12 protein-coding genes are annotated in these 20,084 nt (G+C 61.4%); 3 read left to right on the top strand and 9 right to left on the bottom strand.

Annotated features, from left to right (window positions below; genetic code table 11):
- Nucleotides 1-299: 299 nt before the first annotated feature.
- Both FQ192_RS06955 and FQ192_RS06950 read left to right on the top strand, forming a co-directional pair.
- Complete coding sequence (locus tag FQ192_RS06955) at nucleotides 300-653, top strand: putative quinol monooxygenase (protein ID WP_149657936.1); 354 nt, start codon at nucleotides 300-302, stop codon at nucleotides 651-653.
- Nucleotides 654-696: 43 nt separating this feature from the next.
- On the top strand, nucleotides 697-927 hold the full coding sequence (locus FQ192_RS06950; RefSeq protein WP_149657935.1) for a hypothetical protein: 231 nt from the start codon (nucleotides 697-699) through the stop codon (nucleotides 925-927).
- Here the strand turns inward: FQ192_RS06950 and FQ192_RS06945 are convergent, their stop codons facing one another.
- Both FQ192_RS06945 and FQ192_RS06940 read right to left on the bottom strand, forming a co-directional pair.
- Nucleotides 928-1,557, bottom strand: coding sequence for a flavin reductase family protein (locus FQ192_RS06945; RefSeq protein ID WP_149657934.1), 630 nt, complete (start codon nucleotides 1,555-1,557; stop codon nucleotides 928-930).
- Between the two features lie 350 nt (nucleotides 1,558-1,907).
- Entirely contained in the window at nucleotides 1,908-2,162 is a 255-nt protein-coding gene (locus FQ192_RS06940; protein ID WP_149657933.1) for a hypothetical protein, read from the bottom strand.
- Between the two features lie 347 nt (nucleotides 2,163-2,509).
- Here FQ192_RS06940 and FQ192_RS06935 point away from each other — a divergent pair, with 347 nt between their 5' ends.
- Nucleotides 2,510-3,265 (top strand): hypothetical protein, encoded by a 756-nt coding sequence (locus FQ192_RS06935; RefSeq protein WP_149657932.1) that lies wholly within the window; start codon nucleotides 2,510-2,512, stop codon nucleotides 3,263-3,265.
- A gap of 135 nt (nucleotides 3,266-3,400) precedes the next feature.
- On the opposite strand, the gene FQ192_RS06930 is transcribed toward FQ192_RS06935, so the two are convergent.
- From FQ192_RS06930 to FQ192_RS06900, 7 genes are all read right to left on the bottom strand, one after another.
- The gene (locus FQ192_RS06930; protein ID WP_149657931.1) at nucleotides 3,401-4,723 is read right to left on the bottom strand and encodes an MFS transporter; all 1,323 of its coding nucleotides are present in this window, start codon (nucleotides 4,721-4,723) and stop codon (nucleotides 3,401-3,403) included.
- 291 nt (nucleotides 4,724-5,014) lie between these two features.
- The gene (locus FQ192_RS06925) at nucleotides 5,015-6,346 is read right to left on the bottom strand and encodes a sigma-54 dependent transcriptional regulator (protein ID WP_149657930.1); all 1,332 of its coding nucleotides are present in this window, start codon (nucleotides 6,344-6,346) and stop codon (nucleotides 5,015-5,017) included.
- Nucleotides 6,340-8,106: an ATP-binding protein gene (locus FQ192_RS06920; RefSeq protein ID WP_149657929.1), complete on the bottom strand. Its 1,767-nt coding sequence runs from the start codon at nucleotides 8,104-8,106 to the stop codon at nucleotides 6,340-6,342. The genes FQ192_RS06925 and FQ192_RS06920 overlap by 7 nt, the downstream gene beginning before the upstream one ends.
- Nucleotides 8,107-8,191: 85 nt before the next feature.
- A complete protein-coding gene (locus FQ192_RS06915) occupies nucleotides 8,192-11,038 on the bottom strand; it encodes an RHS repeat domain-containing protein (RefSeq protein ID WP_149657928.1) in 2,847 nt (948 codons plus the stop codon).
- A 4-nt stretch (nucleotides 11,039-11,042) separates the two neighbouring features.
- Nucleotides 11,043-13,820, bottom strand: coding sequence for an RHS repeat-associated core domain-containing protein (locus tag FQ192_RS06910; RefSeq protein ID WP_149657927.1), 2,778 nt, complete (start codon nucleotides 13,818-13,820; stop codon nucleotides 11,043-11,045).
- A gap of 3 nt (nucleotides 13,821-13,823) precedes the next feature.
- The gene (locus FQ192_RS06905; protein ID WP_149657926.1) at nucleotides 13,824-18,266 is read right to left on the bottom strand and encodes a SpvB/TcaC N-terminal domain-containing protein; all 4,443 of its coding nucleotides are present in this window, start codon (nucleotides 18,264-18,266) and stop codon (nucleotides 13,824-13,826) included.
- A 226-nt stretch (nucleotides 18,267-18,492) separates the two neighbouring features.
- Nucleotides 18,493-20,016 carry a fumarate hydratase gene (locus FQ192_RS06900; protein WP_149657925.1) on the bottom strand — a complete coding sequence of 508 codons (1,524 nt, stop codon included), beginning with the start codon at nucleotides 20,014-20,016 and terminating at the stop codon, nucleotides 18,493-18,495.
- Nucleotides 20,017-20,084: the final 68 nt, after the last annotated feature.

The following is a 20,084-nucleotide window of genomic DNA, read 5'->3' as shown; positions in this document are numbered from 1 at the left end:
GAGCTTAAGTTTGTGCAAGGCAAAGCGGTAGACACATCCTGCCTGATGCTTGCCTGATTCTGCATTGGGTTATTTCACGGTGCTGCCAGAGCAGTGCCGCCGGACTGAAACTTGCTTGAAACCGCTGTGTCATCGTCCGGACACGTCGAAGTCGTTGATTCAGTGCGATTTGGCCATCCTCGCAGGATTGTGCAACAAGCCGGCAGGAATCGACTAACGGCAACGAAGGCGCGCCGCCTAACCTTGGATCCTGTCGCAGCCCGTCCCTGGCTGCCACGCAACTCCTGGGAGGGTTGAACATGTCTACGCAGATTCCCGTCAGTCATATGGCCTTTGTTCGTGCCCGCGCCGGGCGCTCGGCGGAACTCGGTGCGCGCCTGAGCGCGTTGATCGAGCCATCCCGTTCGGCCAGCGGTTGCCTGAACTTTGCCTTGCAACACTCGCAATGCGATCCCGACCTGTGGCTGGTGTCCGGTTTCTGGACCCATCAACAGGCCATGACCGCGTACTTCAGCACTCCCGCCATGCAGATTTTTGCCGAGCTGGTGCAGGACCTGGTGGTCAACAGCCTCGATTTTCATACGTTCAAGGACGTCTCGGCAGCTCAAGCGCTCGGTCAGACCAAAGCACAGGTGCACAAACTGGTCGGTTGAGGGTTTAATGGCGGCAATCTCAACTTAGCCAGGATGCGCGACCATGGCACGCAAAGCCTTTGAAACATTCGAAGCCGTATCAGCCGTAGTACCCCGCGAAGGCGGCTATTACGCGGCAATCGCCGTCAAAGCCATCGGTGGCAGCGGTGCTCCACGTTTTCACAAGCTGCTTGAAGAACAAACCTTCACCACCGCGCGCGAAGCCGATGAAGCAGCGGCGTTGGAGTTGACCAAGCTCAAAGGCGTCAGCGAAGACAGCGATTTGATCTGGTAGTTATTTCTTCGCCCCCGGGCGATACATCTTGAACAAGGCCTCTGGCCCCAGCTGAAAGTAATCCGCCGGCCCGCCGCCGCGCAGAATCGGTTCTGCCGCGGCGGTGTCGTACACCCCATCCTTCAACAGCCACTTGGCGATATGCACGGCGACCACTTCGCCCAGAATCAGCCAGCTCGGCACCACATTCCCGTCTGCACGCTGCAACTGAATGATCTGCGTGACCTTGCATTCGAAGGACACCGGGCTTTCGGCGACCCGTGGCACCTGAATGATTTTGGAGGCGGCGGGCGTGAGTCCGGCCAGTTCGAATTCATTGGTGTCGGGCGCAACCATGGCGCAGCTCTGGTTCATCTGCTCGGCGAGTGGTCGGGTGGCCAGGTTCCAGGCGAATTCGCCGGTCTGTTCGATGTTGTTCAGGCTGTCTTTGCGCCCGACGCTGGAAAAACCAATGATCGGCGGAATGTAGTTGAACGCGTTGAAGAAGCTGTAGGGCGCCAGGTTGAGGTGGCCGTCGGCATCCTGCGAGGAAATCCAGCCGATGGGGCGCGGGCCGACGATGGCGTTGAACGGGTCATGGGGCAGGCCGTGGCCGTTGGCGGGTTCGTAGTAGTGGATGTCGTCGCGCATGCTTGGGGTTCCTGGGGCGATGTTCGGGATAAACGCATAGTGCAAGCGCGACCCTGTAGGAGCAAGGCTTGCCCGCAATGACGGCGGCACATTCAACGATGAGGTAACAGGCCGGCCGCCTTTTGTAGGAGCAAGGCTTGCCCGCGAATGCGGCGGCACATTCAGCGATGAGGTAACAGGCCGGCCGCCTTTTGTAGGAGCGAGGCTTGCCCGCGAATGCGGCGGCACATTCAGCGATGAGGTGTCAGACCGGCCGCCTTCGCGGGCAAGCCTCGCTCCTACAGGGAATGTGCGTCTCCCAGAAACGACTAAGCCCGGCCGAAGCCGGGCTGTGATGCCGCGTTTGGGGGTTAGCTGATGGTGGCCGAGCCAGTGCGATCGTAGCCGTCAGCCGCGAAAGTAGCGGAACCGGTTTTGTCGTAGCCGTCGGCGGCGAAAGTAGCGGAACCGGTTTTGTCGTAGCCATCCGCAGCAACAGTGGCCGAGCCAGTACGGTCGTAACCGTCGGCAGCTACGGCAGAGCCGGTGCGGTCATAACCATCGGCGGCGAAGGCGCCACCGGCCAGTACGGAAAGGGTCAGGGCGAGGATCAGTGGGGTTTTCATGGCGGTTACTCCGGGTTCGTTGGCGTGGTGTGCCTTGGGTATGGGTTTGAGTTTACGCTCGATAAATTGATTAAAAAGCGCAAATTAATGCTAGTAACTATCGATTAAATTGATGTTAAGGCCGTGAGGCGTACTCGCTTTCAAGGTTTGAGTGAGCACATCGCAATGAATCGATCAGACAAGGGCAGGATGCATTCCGGGCATTAACCGGTGATTAATCGTTTCGTTGGCTTGCGTGACAGATTTTTCATACAGCACTTACCTATTTTTCACCGCTTCGCCGCCAGTCTGCGCGTCGGCCATCACCCTGAGAAACGGCTGCCACGACCACTGGAGTTCAACCCGTAATGAATAAGCTGCCTCAAATCACCCTGGCGTTCTGGGTGATGAAAATCTGCGCGACGACCCTGGGGGAAACCGCCGGTGATTTGCTGTCGATGACCCTTAATGTCGGCTATGCCATCAGCTCGCTGATTTTGATCAGCGTGTTCGTGCTGACCCTGATCACGCAGTTGATGTCGAAAACCTACAAACCGGTGCTGTACTGGATCGTGATTCTGTCCACCAGCACGGCGGGCACTACCATGTCCGACTTCATGGACCGCACCCTCGGGTTGGGCTACGCCACCGGTTCGATGATCCTGATTGCGATTCTGCTGGGGATTTTCGCGGCGTGGCGCTTGAGCGGCGACTCGCTGAACGTGAGCAAGGTCCAGACCTTTCGCGGCGAGATGTTCTACTGGATGGCGATTCTGTTTTCCAACACCCTGGGCACTGCGTTGGGCGATTACCTGGCCGACGATTCGGGCCTGGGCTTTGCCGGTGGTGCGCTGGTGATCGGCTCGGCCATCGCGGTGGTTGTGTTGCTTAAATACTTCACCAGGCTTTCGTCGGTGCTGCTGTTCTGGGTGGCATTCGTGCTGACACGGCCGTTCGGCGCAACCCTGGGCGACTTCCTGACCAAACCCCATGAAAAGGGCGGTCTGGACTTCGGCACCATCGGCTCGTCGCTGGTGTTGGCGGGGATTCTGGTGGTGATGATTGCGGGGGCGGCTTACGCGCAGAACAAATATGGCAAGCGCGCGGTGGCCGAGTTGTCCTGATATCGAGGTGCGCCCATCGCGGGCAAGCCTTGCTCCTGCATTTTTAAGCCGTTCGCGAAATATATGAACGACTCATCTCCGTAGGAGCAAGGCTTGCCCGCGATGGGGCCGATACAAACGACCTCTATGTAACGGTCAGTCGGTCTCGATCCGCGAATGCTTGCGGGTGTCTTTCATGGTCACGTACACCAGCAGCGACACGGCGATGCACGCGGTGACATACCAGTAGTAACCGGTTTCCATACCGATGCTCTTGAACCACAGCGCGATGTATTCGGCAGTGCCGCCGAAGATCGACACGGTCAGCGCGTACGGCAGGCCAACGCCCAGGGCACGGATTTCGGTCGGGAACAGTTCGGCTTTGACCACCGCGTTGATCGAGGTGTAGCCGCTGACGATGATCAGCGCCGCCATGATCAGGAAGAACGCGCCCCACCAGGTCTGGATGGTGTGCAGGGTGGTCAGGATCGGTACGGTGAACAGCGTGCCCAGTACACCGAAGGCGATCAGGATCGGCCGACGACCGACCTTATCCGACAAGCCGCCGATGATCGGTTGCAGGCACATGAACAGGAACAGTGTGGCGGCCGAAATGCTGGTGGAGTCGGTGATGCTCATGCCGACGGTGTTCACCAGGTATTTCTGCATGTAGGTGGTGTAGGTGTAGAACGCCAGGGTGCCGCCCATGGTCAGGCCGACCACGGTCATCAGCTCTTTGGGATGGCGCATCAGCGTGCGCATGGCGCTTTCTTTTTTCTCTTTCTTGACCTTGTTGAACGACTCGGTCTCTTCCATGCCACGACGCAGGTAGAGCGCCACGACCGCACACAGCGCGCCGATGGCGAACGGAATGCGCCAGCCCCAGGCGTACAGCTGTTCGGTGGTCAGGGTCTGTTGCAGCACGATCAGCACGGCCAACGCGATGAGCTGGCCGGAGATCAGGGTCACGTACTGGAAGCTGGAATAGAAGCCGCGACGTTCCTTGGTCGCCATCTCGCTGAGGTAGGTGGCCGAGGTGCCGTACTCGCCACCGACCGACAGGCCCTGCAGCAAGCGCGCGAACACCAGCAGGATCGGCGCGCCGATGCCGATGGTTTCATAGTTGGGGCTCAGGGCGATCAGCAGCGAGCCGAAGCACATCAGGTACACCGAGGCCATCAGCGCACGTTTACGACCGGCGCGGTCGGCGTAGAGGCCCATCAACCAGCCACCGATCGGGCGCATCAGGAAGCCCACGGCGAAGATCGCAGCGGTGTTCATCAGCTGTGCGGTGGAGGAACCGGCGGGGAAGAAGGACTTGGCGAAGTACAGGGAAAACGCGGCGTAGACGTACCAGTCATACCACTCGACCATGTTGCCGACCGAGCCGCTGAAGATCGATTTGATCCGGCTGGCGGTGGTTCTTTCTTTGGCAGGCACGGCGGCCGACCCAAGCGGCAGGGCGTTGGAGTTATCCATTGAAGGATCCTTCGTTTAATTGTTTTTGTGGAGCGCGTGTAAACGCAGCCTGCAAGGGCTATAGCAGGAGGTGTGCCAAAGGGAGGAGGGCCGGTTTAGAGGGGGTGGGCAGTTTTGTTGAGCGGATAGTCGCTCAATGCGCGCAAGAGAGTGAGCGGATTTCCGCCTACCGATCGTTCCCACGCTCCGCGTGGGAATGCCGCCCGTGACGCTCCGCGTCACTATCGCGAGGGGACGCGCAGCGTCCCTTGATGCATTCCCACGCGGAGCGTGGGAACGATCATCAAACGATCATTCGGGGATAAACATCTCGCGGGTCAGTCCATGCCGCTGCAGCTTTTCATTGAAGGTCCGCCTCGGCAGTTGCAGCTCCTCAAGCACCGCTTTCACATCGCCCTTATGCCGGGTCAACGCCGCACGCAAGCAATGGGCTTCAAACGCTTCCTGTTGCGCTGCCAGCGACTGGCCAGGATCAATCCCCACCGGCTCCGGCTCACCCAGCCCCAACACCTGTCGCTCAGCCACGTTCGCCAGTTCCCGCACATTGCCCGGCCAGTCGTGGCTCAGCAGGTGGCTCAGTTGCGGGCCGCTCAAGGGTGGGAAAGTCCGGCCCAGGCGTTCGGCGGCGTGCTGGGCGAAGGTTTCGAATAACAACGGAATGTCTTCGCGCCGCTCGCGCAACGGTGGCAGGCGCAACTCGGCGACGTTCAGGCGATAGGCCAAATCCTCGCGAAAGCGCCCGGCCCGGGCTTCGTCCAGCAGGTCGGGTTTGGTCGCGGCGATGATCCGCAAGTCCACGCGAATGCTCTGGTTCGAACCCAGGCGTTCCAGCTTCTGTTCCTGCAACACCCGCAACAACTTGACCTGCTGCGCCAACGGCATGCTTTCAATCTCATCGAGAAACAGCGTGCCGCCGTCGGCGTATTCAAGCTTGCCGATGCGCTTGCCCGAAGCACCGGTGAACGCGCCGCTCTCGTGCCCGAACAGCTCGGCCTCGAACAATTGCTCAGGGATCGCCGCACAGTTCAGCGCCACGAACGGCTTGTCCGCACGCGGGCCGAAGTCGTGCAGGCAACGGGCGACCAACTCTTTGCCGCTGCCGGTTTCGCCCCGGATCAACACGTTGACTGGCAGCGTCGCCAAGTCCAGCACCTGTCGGCGCAAGGTTTGCAAACCACGGGACACACCGAGCAACGTCGCATCGAGTTTGGCGCGGTTGTCGGCCTGGACGTGCAAGGCTCGGTTCTCCAGGACCAACCGGCGTTTCTCCAGGGCCCGCCGCAAACTGCCGAGCAAGGTTTCCGGGCTGAAGGGTTTTTCGAGGAAGTCGTAGGCGCCATCGCGCATGGCTTCGACGGCCATCGGCACATCGCCGTGACCGGTCAGCAAAATCACCGGCAAATCGGCATCCCGGCGCTGCACTTCGGCCAGCAGTTCCAGGCCGGTCATGCCGGGCATGCGCACATCGCTGAGGATCACCCCGGGAAAATGCGCCGGCAGTTGCGCCAGGCATTCATCGGCGCGGCTGAACAGCTGCACCTCGAACCCCGACAGGCTCAGCCATTGTTCGACGGCGCTGCGGATGCTGCTTTCGTCGTCGACCACGATCACCGAATTCAGCATGGAACAGGTTCCTCCAGATCGATCGGCAAGGTCACGGTAAACACCGCGCCGTTCTCATGATTGGCGGCACTCAGGCGTCCGCCGGATTCATGCACGATGGCAAACGAGACCGCCAGCCCCAGGCCCAGACCATCACCCACCGGTTTGGTGGTGAAGAACGGATCGAACACATTCGGCAGGTGTTCTTCGGCAATCCCGCCGCCGTTATCGGCGACGGTCAGGCGCCACAGTTGTTCGTCGGCTTCGAGGCGGATTTCCAGGCGTTTGCACGGTTTGTCCTGCACCGCGTCGAGGGCGTTGCGCAGCAGGTTGATCAGCACCTGTTCAAGGCGAATCGCATCGCCGCGCACCCACGCCGGGCGGGTCAGGTGCAGCACGGTGCTGACGTTTTCATCCCGCAGCCGCGCGTCGAGCAGATGCAAGGACTGATCGACCACCGCCGCCAGATCCAGGCGTTCGCGCAAGCCGCTGGGGCTTTTGCGGGCGAAGGTTTTCAGGTGGCCGGTCAACGCGGCCATGCGGGTGAGCATGTCGTCCACCGGTTTCAACGCCTTGTAGGCGTCATCGACCCGGCCGTGATCGAGCAGTAAACGCAAGGTCGCCAACTGCATGCGCTGGGCGGTCAGCGGCTGATTGATTTCATGGGCCAGGGCCGCCGACATCTGCCCCAGCGCCGCGAGCTTGGCCGATTGCACCAAACCATCCTGGGCGGTGCGCAAGTCGCGGGTGCGTTCTTCCACCAGTTGTTCCAGCTCTTCGCGGCTGCGCTGGCGCATTTTCGCCAGGCGCCAGCGCTGGTTGAGGAACAGCAGCAAAAACACCAGCGCCAGCCACGATCCGGCGGCGGCGAGGGCGGCATTGCGGCTGTCTTCGAACGCAACTTGCGGGCGGCGCAACAGGTGCAAGGTCCAGCCTTCGGCGGGCAGCGGCAGGGATTCCCACAGGTAATCCGCCGTGCCGTCGGGGCCTTCGACCCGGGCCAGATCGCTGTTGTCGTCGAAGCGGCGTTTCGATTGATACACCAGCGGTGTCAGCGGTTGCTTGTCGTATTGGCGGGTGACTTTCAGTTCGGTGTGATCGCTGTCGTTCAGCGGTTTCAATGTGCGATAACGCCAGCCCGGCTGGTTGGCGATGAAGATAATCCCGCGGGCATCGCTGACTAACAGCGTGTCGCTGCCCTGGCGCCATTCGCGCTCAAGTTCGGGAAACTCAAGCTTGACCACCATGGCACCGAGGAACTCGCCGTTGTCCCGGGTCACCGCACTGGACAGGAAATAACCGGGAATGCCGCTGGTCACGCCCACCGCGTAAAAGCGCCCGGTGCCTTGGGTGCGGGTCTGGCTGAAGTAAGGGCGGAAGCCGTAGTTGTGACCGACGTAACTGCTGGGCAGACGCCAATTGCTGGCGGCCACGGCCAGGCCGGTGTGGTCGAGCAATTCCAGGGTCGAGGACTGGGCGGCGCCGTTGATCTTTTCCAGTTTGCGGTTCAGCAGGTCCTGCTGTTCAGGATTCACCCGGCCATCGAGGGCCGAACGCAATTGCGGGTCCAGCGCCAACACGGCGGGCAGGGCGCGATAGCGATCAATCAGGGTGTGCAGGGAGTTGGCGTACAACGCCAGTTGCTGATTGGCCCGGGCCGCGTCTTCCTCCAGGGCCTGGCGTTCGGCGTGGCGCATGGCCAGGGCGGCGGCCAGCACGGCGCCAGCCACGATCAGCAGGGTGTAAAGCGTCAGGCGCAGGGTTCGGGAAGTCGCGGGCATGGCGGCGCAAACAGTCAGTAATACGGGCGCGCACCATAACATGCCGTCGTGGGCGAACCGTGCTGCCCGCGTAAAACTCGCAGGCTCAAGCCGCGGCTTTACGGCTGTTGCGATGGTTGCGAACAGTGTTCAAGTATCCGTGCAGCATGTCGGTGATTTTGTTGGTTTCCTCCTGCAGGTCCTGGATCTCGATTCCACCGGAGCGGGTGACGGAAAAGACCTTGGCAAAATCGTGGATCTTCTCCATGCCCGATTCGATGGACTTCACAAGGCCAAGAATTTCATTTTCGTGCAGGTCCATTTTTTCGCTGGATTTTTCCCTGCTGGCGCCGATGGTTTCGTCAATGATTTCCGGTACGCCCAGTAGCACGCCGCCACCGCTGCTGATTGCGCTCACCGCTTCCGAGGGCATTCCAGTCAACGTCGCCTTCAATACTTCACTGGAGGCAATGGCAGTGGCTTCTTTGCCCAGTTTCAACCGCGAGTTGCGCGAATTCAGGTTCATGTTCCGATATTTGGCTTTGATATATTCAGCCGGCTCCATTTGCTTGTATTCAGCTTTTCGTATGATTTTTTCCGCCGTCAACATTTTGGTTTTCAAGTTGACCGAGGCACTCAGGCCGGTTCTTTCGGCCACGTAGTCCACCAGGCCACTGACGGCGACTTTTGCAGCAAATCCTATCGCCGCCCCCACCACGTTACCGATTCCCGGGGCCGCCACACCCAGCGCCTGGGCGCCGATGCCGACGCCAATCCCGACGCCGTAACTGATGGCTTTACCCGCCACCAGCACCGTGGCCCTGCGTGTCGTTGCTAGCGCGATATCTGATCCCGAGCCCATTCTGTTCAGTTGCGCGCTGGCATCCCGTACCCGGTGTTTGGTGATCGCCAGTATTGCTATCTGGCGAGTGACTTGCTTGTCCAGTTGCAGTTTTGTTCGGCCAGGCGCGTTTCTTTGCTGGCGTTTGGCATAGCTGGCTTTATCCGAGGCGATCAACATGTCCCGAAAAGACATTTTCGGTCGTCTTTCTTCGCCATCAATATCGGTGAAATTGACCGGATTGTTCCCCACCATCGCATACAGGTTGAGCCCGTCCACGTCCCCCCCCGGATCCGCACTGATCCAGCGCTGTGTCCACGGCGAGTAGTAACGGGCGCCGTAAAAATACAGGCCGCTCAGGTCCATCTCCCGACCCGAGTAGCGCAGGGTCTTGTAGTCAGCTTCAACCTTCGTGCGTGCCGCCCACCAGGCCGTGCCACCGTAAGGATAGAAAACTTCCTGGCTGATCTTCAGGCCCTGGCGATCCAGTTCAAGGCTGCTGGTCCCCAGATGATCGTCGTAGCTGTACCGCAACTGATCAGGCTCGACATCGGCCGGCGGGCGGGCGATCCAATGCAGGCAACGCGCGGTGCCAGAGGCCAGGGGCACCGTCACGACGTGCAATTGCTCGCCCGTGCTTTTGCTGATGATCTCCAGCCCCGGCAAGTAACGCACTTCATGGCGGTGGGTCATTGAGGGGGTGTGGGTGGTGTGGCACTTGAGAACGCGTTCGCCTTGGCTGTAGAGATAGGTTTCGTCATCGTCGGGCAGGTCATTGCTGTGTCTGAGCAGGGTGACTTTGCTCAACTGGTCCCGGGCATTCCAGGTCAGGGGCTGACCCGGTTGAAGTGCCAGCAGATTGCCGTGGCGGTCGAACAATTGGCTGAAGTCCGGCTCAGGCTCGCCTTCCTGCCAGCGCACCCCCCGGTTGCTGGCCCCATCGATACTCATGTGGCTGGTGTAGGTATTGTTGCTGCGCACATGACGCAACTCATAAAGGTTGTTGCCCGCATCGTATTGGTAATGCTCGACGTAGTTGTAGCGGCGGCCCGGGTCGATGGGGCTGATCAGATCCGGCAAGCCTGGACGAAGATTGGGCACCTCGGCTTCGAAACCACTCGCACTGGTCAGGCGGTAGAGGGAGTCATAGGTAAATGCCCGGTCGCTGTCCACCCGTTGATTGGCGAAGTACACCGTGTCCACGGTCGGGTCTTCGATCCGCAACACATTGCCCATGGGGTCGTAGCGGTAGTTGAAGTGTTGCTGCAAAGCCTGACCGGGTTTGCCGGACGTGAGGGTACACAGCCGACCGTCGGCCGGGTCATACGTCCAGGTGCTGATCACCTCGTTACCCGCGGTCTGTTTTTCGATCTGCCCGGCGGCGTTGTATTGCGCATCACGCAGGATCAATTGCGGCTGGCTGTCGGTCTTGAGTTGCACAAACACTTGCCTGAGCTGTCCGGCCATGTCGTAGCGCAGGTCTTGGCGATGTTCGCCAGCATCGGTTTGTTGGAGTACGACGCCCAGAGGCGACGAGGTCTTGCGGCTGAGGTAAGGCGTGCCATCGGCAAAGGTCCGCGTTTCGCTCAGCGGCTGCCCGTGCAGGCTGTAACTGCTGACGGCCAGGGTGCCGGCGGGATCAAGCTGATCAAGCAACTGACCGCGCAGGTTGTAGCCGGGTGACGCCGAGTGATCGGCATAGGTGAAGCGGTCGACGGGTTGGGCGTTTTCCTCGACGCTGACCACGCGTAGCTGCTCATCGTAAGTACTGCGCCAGTGATTGCCCCGCGCGTCCCACAGCTGCAACGTTTCCCCGGCCAACCCCACCAGGCTCACGCGCCAGCCAGCATCGACGCTGTCCACTGTGAGCGGTTCGCCGGTCAGGCTGTAGAGGCTGGCGAGGTTGGGTTGGGCGGCGTAGTCGAACAGGCGCGGATCCCATTGTTCTGTCAATAGTCCGGCCACGTTGTAGTGCTGGCGGGTGATCAGTGTTTGTACTGCTCCATCGGCCTCCTTGCGCAGGTACGCGACCTGCCGAACGACGAGCCCTCGTCCGTCGTTGACAGCCAGCGCTGGCGTCTTCGCATGCACGGATACACTTGTCGAGTTCATGGCGTCACGCTGCTCTTTTTTGCGATTTTCGCGCGACATGAGCACCGTATCGCTGCGCAGTGAGTTTCGAGACAGCAATATCATCCAGGGCACGCTCTTTAAATGGCTCCACACGTGCCTGTCTGACTGTCCTGGCTTTTGCGGTGCCGACCCGACCAAGTCCAAGATCGACCAGGAAATCCCAGCCGTGACTGCGTTTGTCGTAAAACTCGGTAATCCCCAGCGCGGTAAAGTTGGCGTTGATCTCGGCGGCCACATCGATTGTCGCGGCGCGTAATTGATCCAGTGTCGACGTGATTTCGTTCAGGTCATAGGCAAGCAGGCCTTCTTCGGCACTCGTGCCTGCTTCGGCGACTTTGGCTAATTCGAATGCTTCCCCGACTCCCGGTATGTAAGCCCCGACGGTCTTGGAGACCAAGGTGATCGAGCCACTCACCATTTCATCCCCTGTGGGCGGACGAAGCCACGGGTTGTCGGTGTTTGGCGGGGCTATCCCGGCCCGCTCTCGAAGGGTGTCGTTGCTGAAATGGGAGGGATCGGGAACGACGGGCGTATTGAGCTTCAATGGGCTCATGATGGTTGCATACAAGCCGGTGCTGGAGTCTGCGACCGCGTTACCCAGCCCAATCCCGAACACGGCGCCCGACGAATGCGGGAAAGCCTCGCTGAATCCAGGAAAACCCTCACTCCCGACGGCGCCCGCCGCATGGAAGGACGTAAACCAGCCGACCGGGATGCTGCCGATTTGATAGACCACGTTTTTCAGGATGTTCAGACGAAATGACGCGGGGTAGGAAAGGTCATCAAGCTGTCGGGTCAACGTTTTCATTTCATGGTGGACGCTGGAAAGAAACTGAAACCCGCCGACGATTTCGCTTTTCAATTGACTGCGGGTTTTGCTCTCGCCATTGCCGTCGAAATAATTCAATGGATTGTTGCCCACCATCGCATACAGATTCAGCCCATCCACATCCCCCCCCGGATCGGCACTCACCCAACGCTGTAACCACGGCGCGTAATACCGGGCACCGTAGTAATAGAGCCCGCTGACATCCATCTCTTTGCCCGAATACCGGATCGTCTTGTAGTCCACCTCCACCGCCGAGCGCGCCGCCCACCACGCCGTGCCGCCGAAGGGGTAGTAGATTTCCTGGCTGATCAACGCGCCGTTGCGGTCCAGTTCCAGGGTGCTGGAGCCCAGGTGATCGTCGAGGCTGTAGCGCAACTGATTTTGCTCGATGGCCGCCGGTTTGCCCTTGACCCAGTGCAGGCAGCGCACGTTGCCCAGGGTGATGACGTGCAGTTCTTCGGCATCGTCCAGGGTGCGGATTTCCAGCCCCGGCAAGTACAGGACCTGGCGCACATGGCTGACCGATTGCGCCTGGGTCACCAGGCGTTTGCTGACGCGCTGGCCCTGGCTGTAGACATAGGTTTCTTCATCGTTCGGCCCGCCGCTGCGTTCCACCAGCCGGGCTACGGCCAGTTGATCGCGGCTGTTCCAGGTCAGTGGCTGGCCTTGTTCCAGTAGCAGCAAGTTACCGTGGGCGTCGAACAGGTCATCGAACACCGGCGCCGGGTCGCCCTCGGCCCAGCGCACGCCACGGTTGCTGTCGGGGGCGATGTGCGTGGTTTGCGTGTGGTTATTGCCGGTGCGCACATGGCGCAGGGTCGTCAGGTTGCCGCCCGCATCGTATTCATAGTGCTGGGCGTAGTTATAGAGCCGGCCGGTGTCGACGGGTGTGATGGGGGTTGGCAAACCGGGACGCAGATTCGGCGTATCGGTTTCAAAACCCGTGGCGCTGCGCAATTGGTACAGCGAGTCGTAACTGAACTCGCGACGGCCGTCGACCCGCTGGTTGGCGAAGAACACCGGGGTAAAGGCCAGGTCGTCGATGGCCAGCACATTGCCAACCCGGTCGTAGGTGTAGCCGAGGTTTTGCAACGCTGATTGGCCGGGTAAACCGGCTTGTTGTTGGGTAAGCCGGCCATTGGCCGGATCGTAGGTCCAGCGGCTGACCACGCCATTATTTGCGTGCTGTTCGATCAACTGGCCGGCGGCGTTGTAGTGAGCATCGGCGAGCACCGCTTGAGCCGAGGCCGTCGGGTCGATTTTTAATTCCACCCGTTTGAGTTGCCCGGCGAGGTCGTAGCCGAACTGTTGCTGATGCGCCTTGGCATCGGTCTGGTCCAGCACGGCGCCGAGGGGGCTGACGGTGCGGCGGCTGGTATAAGGCGTCCCGTCGGCAAAGGTCCGGGCCTCACCCAAGGCCTCGCCGCCCAGGCTGTAGCTGTCGAAGCTCACCGTGCCCGAAGGGTCGACTTGCCCGATCAGTTTCCCGCGCAGGTTGTGGCTGGCTGCCGCCGTGGCGTTGGCATAGGTGAAGCGCTCGACGTTCGGCTGGGCGTTTTCCTGGAGGGCGATCACGCGCAACTGATTGTCGTAGGTGGTTTGCCAGTGCGTGCCACGCGGGTCCCAGCGTTGCAGCACTTCACCCGACACGCCGGGCAGGTTCAGGCGCCAGCCGGCATCGACGCTGTCCACCCTTACGGCCTCGCCGGACAGCTGATAAATCGTAGCCAGGTTGGGTTTGGGCGCAACCCCGTAAAGCCTCGGGTCCCATTGCCCGATCAGTCGGCCACGGACGTCGTGGAGCTGCCGGGTAATGAGCGCATCCGCCGTGCCAACCACCTCCGTGCGCAGGTACGCCACTTGGCGAAGCGGCAGGCCACGACTGTCATTCACCACCAGCGAGGGTGTGCGCCCATGCACGGTCGTCATCATGGCTCACGAGCCCTCGGTGTCGTTGAAGTCGTGACTGGCGCGATACCACGGATGCAGGCTGTCAAACGACTCATAGCCTTTGGCGCTGATGACCTTGATCGGACGGCCCAGCGGGTCGTAGAACTGCTGGTCGTGGTAGCCGAACAGGCGAAAGGACTGGTCGCGGATATAGCCATGGGTGTTACAGAAGTAGGGGCGGAAGACACGGGTCACGGCGCCCTTGTTGTTGTATTCCACCCGTTCGCTGATGCGCCAGCGCGGGTCGGCCGGTTTCTCCAGCGGTTGGCCGTCCACCACCTCCAATTCGAGGTTGGCATTGGCGCTGTAGGCCAGGCCGGGCTCGACCTTTTGCTGGGTTTGCAGCGCCCGGCCGAAACCGTCCACGCAGGCCTTGCTGATCTGGATCTGCTGCAACGGGTCATCGGGGTAGCGGTCGGCGCTGAGGATCACGCTGTGCACCGGTTCACGGGGTGTCGCTGCGATCAGTTCCTTGAGCGTTTGTTCGGCGGCGGTGCGCGATTTGAGCCGGGCCAGTCGCGTGCGGGCGCTGGCGCGGATGTGCAGGCTGGGCAGCACGTAACCGTCGGCGATCCAGCCGGCGAGCCAGGCGGCGGTCTGGTGGGTGGCGCCGGGGAGTTGGCCCATCCAGCTGAACAAGTCCTTGCGCAGGACGCTGGCGGCTTTTTGCAGGGCTGCCTCGGGGTTATCGATGGCCGGGTCCGGCAGCGACGATGCGGGCCGAACGTACTCGCTCAGCGGCTTGAACCCGACGGGCACCCCGTTTTCCGTACCGTAGAAGCTGACGGCCAGCGGCTGGCCGGACGGTTCGTACAGCGCTTCCTCAATGTTGTCGTTGGCATCGATGAGGCGCAGCGGTTGCAGCGCGTGGTAATCGTATTCGGCGCGGGTGGTGCAGCCGTCCGGCAACGTGACCTCGGTGATCGCCAGGTGGTAGGAGTCATAGCTGGCCTGGGTGACGCCGTGGCTCAAGGTCTCGTTGTACTTGCGCACCTTGTAGAAGCCGGCCAGGTCGGCGTATTCGGCAAACCCGTAGCGGGCCGACCAAAGGTTTTTGCGCTGGTCTTCATCGACGTCCGGCTCAAGGAACAACGGCATGTGCACATAGCCGATCTTCACCAGCTCGACCCGGATATCGAAGGGCGGGGGCAGGGTGTTGTAGGCGTCCAGCGCGGTCTTGTCCAATTGCGCGATTTCCTGGGGCGCGGCCAGGGCTTCGAAGTCGGCGCTGCCATCGGGCCGCACGGAGCGGTCTGCGGTGTTGAGGTAACGCTGCAGCGCTTGCCTGGTCAATTCCCGCGCGCTGTTCCACGCCGGGCTGGCGTGATGCTCAAGCAGCAATTCGTAGCTGATTTGCCCGGGATTGAGCCCCGTGGGCAACGCGCCTTTGGGCAACTTCAAGGCGTTGCCGCGCTGGCGATAGGGCAGCCCCACGCGCCAGCCTTGCGGGTCGGTCAGGTGAATGAATTCGGCGCGGGTTTCGCTCAGGTAATAAGACTGTTGCTGCGGGTCGTGGGCGTCGCGCCACCAGGCTTGTTCGTCCGGGTCATCGAAGGGCGGTGCGTCGAGTTCGGTCTTGCGCCGGGCGTAGTGGACGGTGAGGGCATGGGTCGGCTGGCCGAACGCATCCTGGCTCAGGGTGATGTCGTGGCGGCACAGCGGGTCGTCGATAAAGCGTTCGTACTGGTAACTGATTTGTTCCAGCGGCGCAGCGAACAGGCTGCCGTGGGGCGGGTGAGCGTCGATGCCCCGCAATTCACGGACTTTGTAGCGGTACTCCTCAACCTGGTAGGGCAGGGTGTCGTCCAGCGCATAGGTTTCCGTGCGCAACACTGCGCCGGCGAGGGCCCGGGCGATTGCACGGGCGGTGGCTGCGTCCGGGGTCACCGGTTCATCGAAGGCGTCGCTGGCGTGGTAGCGACAGAACAGCGTATCGCCCAAGGGTTGGGCGTCCGGGTCCTGGGCGAAATAACCGTCTCGCGGCATGTCCACGCTGCGGCCCGTATGGAACCAGGTGCAGGCCAGCGCCGGGGCGGTGAAGCCGATGTCGTCCTCAGTCTGCACGGCTTCGCTGTCGGTCTGGCGCACCAGGCCGAAACCCCGGAACTCGCGCTCGATACCATCGTAGTAACCCTGGCTGTAGCTGAGGGATTGGGTGAGCACGTTGCCGGTGATCTCGTCCTTTTGCTGCTGTTTGCTGACCACTTGAATCGGGAATGGCAGGTACGACATCGCTAGCATTTTGCGGTTATGCAATTGCCGTTTTTCATCCAGCCACTCCTGCGCCGAGCTGCGGTACTTCACGTGCGTGCCGCACCCCATGTTGTTGTTGCTGGCACTCAGCAGGTACGGCCGGGCACTGACAAAGTCATAGCGCCAGTGCCGGGGTTTCATGTGCGGCACTGTCAGGATCAGACTGGCGCAGCCCAGGCCTTGCAGGTCGGCGAGGGTCACTTGGCAATGGTTGTCGTAGCGCACACCTTCGGGCCAGGAGACTTGGACTGGTGTCTGCTCCAGACCATTACCACCCCGGTTGAAGTAGATGTCGAAACCGTCGGACTTCAGGTAAATCAGCGCCGGTGCCCCGGAGCCGTCGAGGTCGGCAATGCGCACGCGGGCGGCATCGAATTCGTGGTAGCTGAAGGGCAGGGCGCTCATCACGAAACCCTGGCCGAAACGCCCGTGACCCAGGTTCGGCCAGCATTTGATTTCGTTGTGGCGGATGCGACACAACTCGCTCATGTCGCTGCCCAGCATGTTGCCCAGGAACACCAATTCTGACGGCGCATCGCTGAACAACGGCAAGCGGTCGTCGTCCGGCAGATGGGGCACCTCCTCAGCCTTGGCGAAACCGTCGGTGCGACGGTTGGCGTACAAGCGCACGCTCCTGGGGCCGATCAGCGCGAGGGAGCTGAGGCCGTCGCCGCTCAAGTCGCCCAGTTGCGCCAGGGTGTGGAAATACTCCGCCGGAAACGCGCTGAACGGGATGAAGCCTGACCAGCTGCGGTCCGGGTTCAGGGTGTGGAAACCGCTCAGGCCCGGTTGAGCGATGACCCAGTCCAGGCGCCCGTCACCGGTCAGGTCGGTGAGGGTTTGCTGCACCGGTTTACGGCTGTCGGCGCGGGGGATCTGGCTGAGTTCGGTCCATGGGCCGTAGGTGATGTCATCATCGCCGGACTCATCGCGCAACGGCTCGCGGTAGAACCAGGCCTGGTCGTAGCGGCACAGAAAACCCGGCAAGCCCTCGCCAAACAGATCGACGGATTGATAGCGTTGCCCATCCTCAAGGCCGGGCATGTTATCGAAGGGCAACAAGGGCGCCGGTTGGGTATTGGGGGCGAACGCCGAGTAGTCGAACTCCAGGGGCGGGCGGTTTTCCACCGCGCCACTGGCGTCCCAGGCCTGATAGTGCGCGGCCGCCAACTGGTTGTAGCCCAGGGACGTGGCGCGGTACTCCAGCAGCAGCCGTCGCACCAGCACCGGGTTCGCCCCCAGTTCCCGGGGGAAGTGATGGAACATCAGCACCTGATGACACAAGCGCCGGGTGCCGACTTCAAAGCCGTTGCCGTAGGTGTGGAACGGATCGCTGCGCACTGGCCACGGGGTCTTGGGTTCGTAGGTGGGTTTCTGTTCCCGGTCCAGGGTGCGTTCGCCGTAGTCGAACAGCAGATGGAAATGCCACGCCGGCGAGGGCGGTGGCTCGGTCCAGCCATACAAGTGGCTGCTGGCTGCGGCGTTGCCGTAGAGCACCCGTTGCAAGTAACGCTGGGCCCGGTAGTCATGGGGCGCCGGTGAGGCTTCCTCGGCTTTGTACTCGTAGGCGATGTGCTCGCCGTGGGCACTCAGGCTTTCCTGTATGAGCCAGGACGTAACGCGTTGCAGGTCGTTCGGATCGGCCACCCGCGCGGTATCGGCTTTGCCGAACAGGTGCAGGCTGCCGTCGGTGTCGTGTATCAGCCAGAAACCCTGCGGGTTGGCACTGGAGCGCCAGAACTCGATCAGCGCGAAGGTGGTTTCAATGCGGGGGAAATAACGCACCACCGTGTGTGACCCCACGGGCACGCCCCGGTAATGGGTTTCGCTCCTGGACGTGATCTGCCCCTGGGCATCCCGTTCCGGGCGCCACTGCTGGCCGTCGTGGCCGATCATCACATCGTCGTCCTGGTAGCGCGGCACGCCCTTGTTGGTCTGTCGGGAAATGGCACCGCTGTTCAACCCCCAGCCAATCCCGAACGGTCCGTTGCCGGCCTGGCTGTCATAGCCCAGCGACAGGTTGGGATCGAAACCGCGCCCGGCCGACAGGGGCAGCGGCAATTCGAATGACGCGCTGCCGGTGAAACCGACCGAGCCGCTTTTGCCGACCATGGCAATGGACGCAGTGCGGGCAATGGAGGGCGTGGTGATGCTCAGCGAAGCGTGATCGTCCATGGGGCGGATCCCGGTGTTCGGCAAAGGGTTTCGGTGTGGGTCAACGCTATCAAGTTGCCGGGGCGGCGTAACCTGTCAGATCTGACAGGTGGGGGCGGGATTTTTAGATTGATTGGGTTGCAGGGGATGACTGTTTATACCGATCTCCCACAGGTGGGGGATGGGCAAAAAAAAACGGCCGGGTCATCTGGGGAGATGACCCGGCCGTTTTTGGAGGTGTTAGTGCTTACTGCACTTCTACCGCCAGGCTTTCACTGATCTTTTTCTGCCAGATGGCAGGACCGGTGATGTGCACCGATTCACCTTTGCTATCCACCGCAACGGTCACCGGCATGTCTTTGACGTCGAACTCGTAGATGGCTTCCATCCCCAGCTCGGCGAAAGCCACGACGCGGGATTTCTTGATGGCTTGCGCCACCAGGTAAGCCGCGCCGCCCACTGCCATCAGGTACACGGCTTTGTGGTCCTTGATCGCTTCGATCGCAGTCGGGCCGCGCTCGGATTTGCCGATCATGCCCAGCAGGCCGGTTTGCTCGAGGATCTGACGGGTGAACTTGTCCATCCGCGTCGCGGTGGTCGGACCGGCAGGCCCAACCACTTCTTCGCGCACCGGATCAACCGGGCCGACGTAGTAGATGAAGCGACCTTTCAGGTCCACCGGCAGGGCTTCACCTTTGTTCAGCATCTCGACCATGCGCTTGTGCGCGGCGTCGCGACCGGTGAGCATCTTGCCGTTGAGCAGGACGGTTTCGCCCGGCTTCCAGCTCTGCACGTCTTCCGGGGTCAGGGTGTCGAGGTTGACGCGACGGGCCGACGGGCCGGCTTCCCAGACGATTTCCGGGTAGGCGTCCAGCGGTGGCGCTTCCAGCGAGGCCGGGCCGGAACCGTCGAGCACGAAGTGCGCGTGACGGGTGGCGGCGCAGTTCGGGATCATGCACACCGGCAGGGACGCGGCGTGGGTCGGGTAATCCATGATCTTCACGTCGAGCACGGTGGTCAGGCCGCCCAGGCCCTGGGCGCCGATGCCCAGTTGGTTGACCTTCTCGAACAGCTCCAGGCGCATCTCTTCGATACGGTTGGACGGGCCGCGCATCTTCAGCTCGTGGATGTCGATGGATTCCATCAACACTTCCTTGGCCATGACGGCGGCTTTCTCGGCGGTGCCGCCGATGCCGATGCCAAGCATGCCCGGTGGGCACCAGCCGGCGCCCATGGTCGGAACGGTCTTCAGAACCCAGTCGACGATCGAGTCGGACGGGTTGAGCATGGCCATTTTCGACTTGTTCTCGGAACCGCCGCCCTTGGCCGCTACGTCCACTTCCACGGTATTACCCGGAACGATGGAGTAGTGGATCACGGCCGGGGTGTTGTCCTTGGTGTTCCTGCGAGCGCCCGCCGGGTCGGCGAGGATCGAGGCACGCAGGACGTTTTCCGGCAGGTTGTACGCTTGGCGCACGCCTTGGTTGATCATGTCGTCCAGGCTCATGGTGGCGCCATCCCAACGCACGTCCATGCCCACACGGACAAACACGGTCACGATGCCGGTGTCCTGGCAGATCGGACGGTGGCCGGTGGCGCACATGCGCGAGTTGATCAGGATTTGCGCCATCGAATCACGGGCCGCTGGCGATTCTTCGCGCAGGTAGGCTTCGTGCATCGCCTGGATAAAATCAACGGGGTGGTAATAAGAAATGAACTGCAGGGCGTCGGCAACGCTCTGAATCAGGTCGTCTTGCTTGATCACGGTCATGAGTCGCGCTCCTCTAAAAGACGGGAACATTCTATGGGGCAGCTACAAGCCTTAAGTTTCAAGCTGCA

Origin of the sequence: Pseudomonas sp. ANT_J12 (assembly GCF_008370045.1) — a bacterium.
Classification (GTDB): Bacteria; Pseudomonadota; Gammaproteobacteria; order Pseudomonadales; family Pseudomonadaceae; genus Aquipseudomonas.
Note: the sequence above shows the minus strand (reverse complement) of the source record. Positions and strands in the feature narration are given on the sequence as shown.

What these genes read in the sequence shown, in the direction of transcription:
- FQ192_RS06955 (WP_149657936.1), top strand. Translation starts at nt 300, where the DNA reads ATGTCTACGCAGATTCCCGTCAGTCATATGGCCTTTGTTCGTGCCCGC.
- FQ192_RS06950 (WP_149657935.1), top strand. Translation starts at nt 697, where the DNA reads ATGGCACGCAAAGCCTTTGAAACATTCGAAGCCGTATCAGCCGTAGTA.
- FQ192_RS06945 (WP_149657934.1), bottom strand. Translation starts at nt 1,557, where the DNA reads ATGCGCGACGACATCCACTACTACGAACCCGCCAACGGCCACGGCCTG.
- FQ192_RS06940 (WP_149657933.1), bottom strand. Translation starts at nt 2,162, where the DNA reads ATGAAAACCCCACTGATCCTCGCCCTGACCCTTTCCGTACTGGCCGGT.
- FQ192_RS06935 (WP_149657932.1), top strand. Translation starts at nt 2,510, where the DNA reads ATGAATAAGCTGCCTCAAATCACCCTGGCGTTCTGGGTGATGAAAATC.
- FQ192_RS06930 (WP_149657931.1), bottom strand. Translation starts at nt 4,723, where the DNA reads ATGGATAACTCCAACGCCCTGCCGCTTGGGTCGGCCGCCGTGCCTGCC.
- FQ192_RS06925 (WP_149657930.1), bottom strand. Translation starts at nt 6,346, where the DNA reads ATGCTGAATTCGGTGATCGTGGTCGACGACGAAAGCAGCATCCGCAGC.
- FQ192_RS06920 (WP_149657929.1), bottom strand. Translation starts at nt 8,106, where the DNA reads ATGCCCGCGACTTCCCGAACCCTGCGCCTGACGCTTTACACCCTGCTG.
- FQ192_RS06915 (WP_149657928.1), bottom strand. Translation starts at nt 11,038, where the DNA reads ATGAACTCGACAAGTGTATCCGTGCATGCGAAGACGCCAGCGCTGGCT.
- FQ192_RS06910 (WP_149657927.1), bottom strand. Translation starts at nt 13,820, where the DNA reads ATGATGACGACCGTGCATGGGCGCACACCCTCGCTGGTGGTGAATGAC.
- FQ192_RS06905 (WP_149657926.1), bottom strand. Translation starts at nt 18,266, where the DNA reads ATGGACGATCACGCTTCGCTGAGCATCACCACGCCCTCCATTGCCCGC.
- FQ192_RS06900 (WP_149657925.1), bottom strand. Translation starts at nt 20,016, where the DNA reads ATGACCGTGATCAAGCAAGACGACCTGATTCAGAGCGTTGCCGACGCC.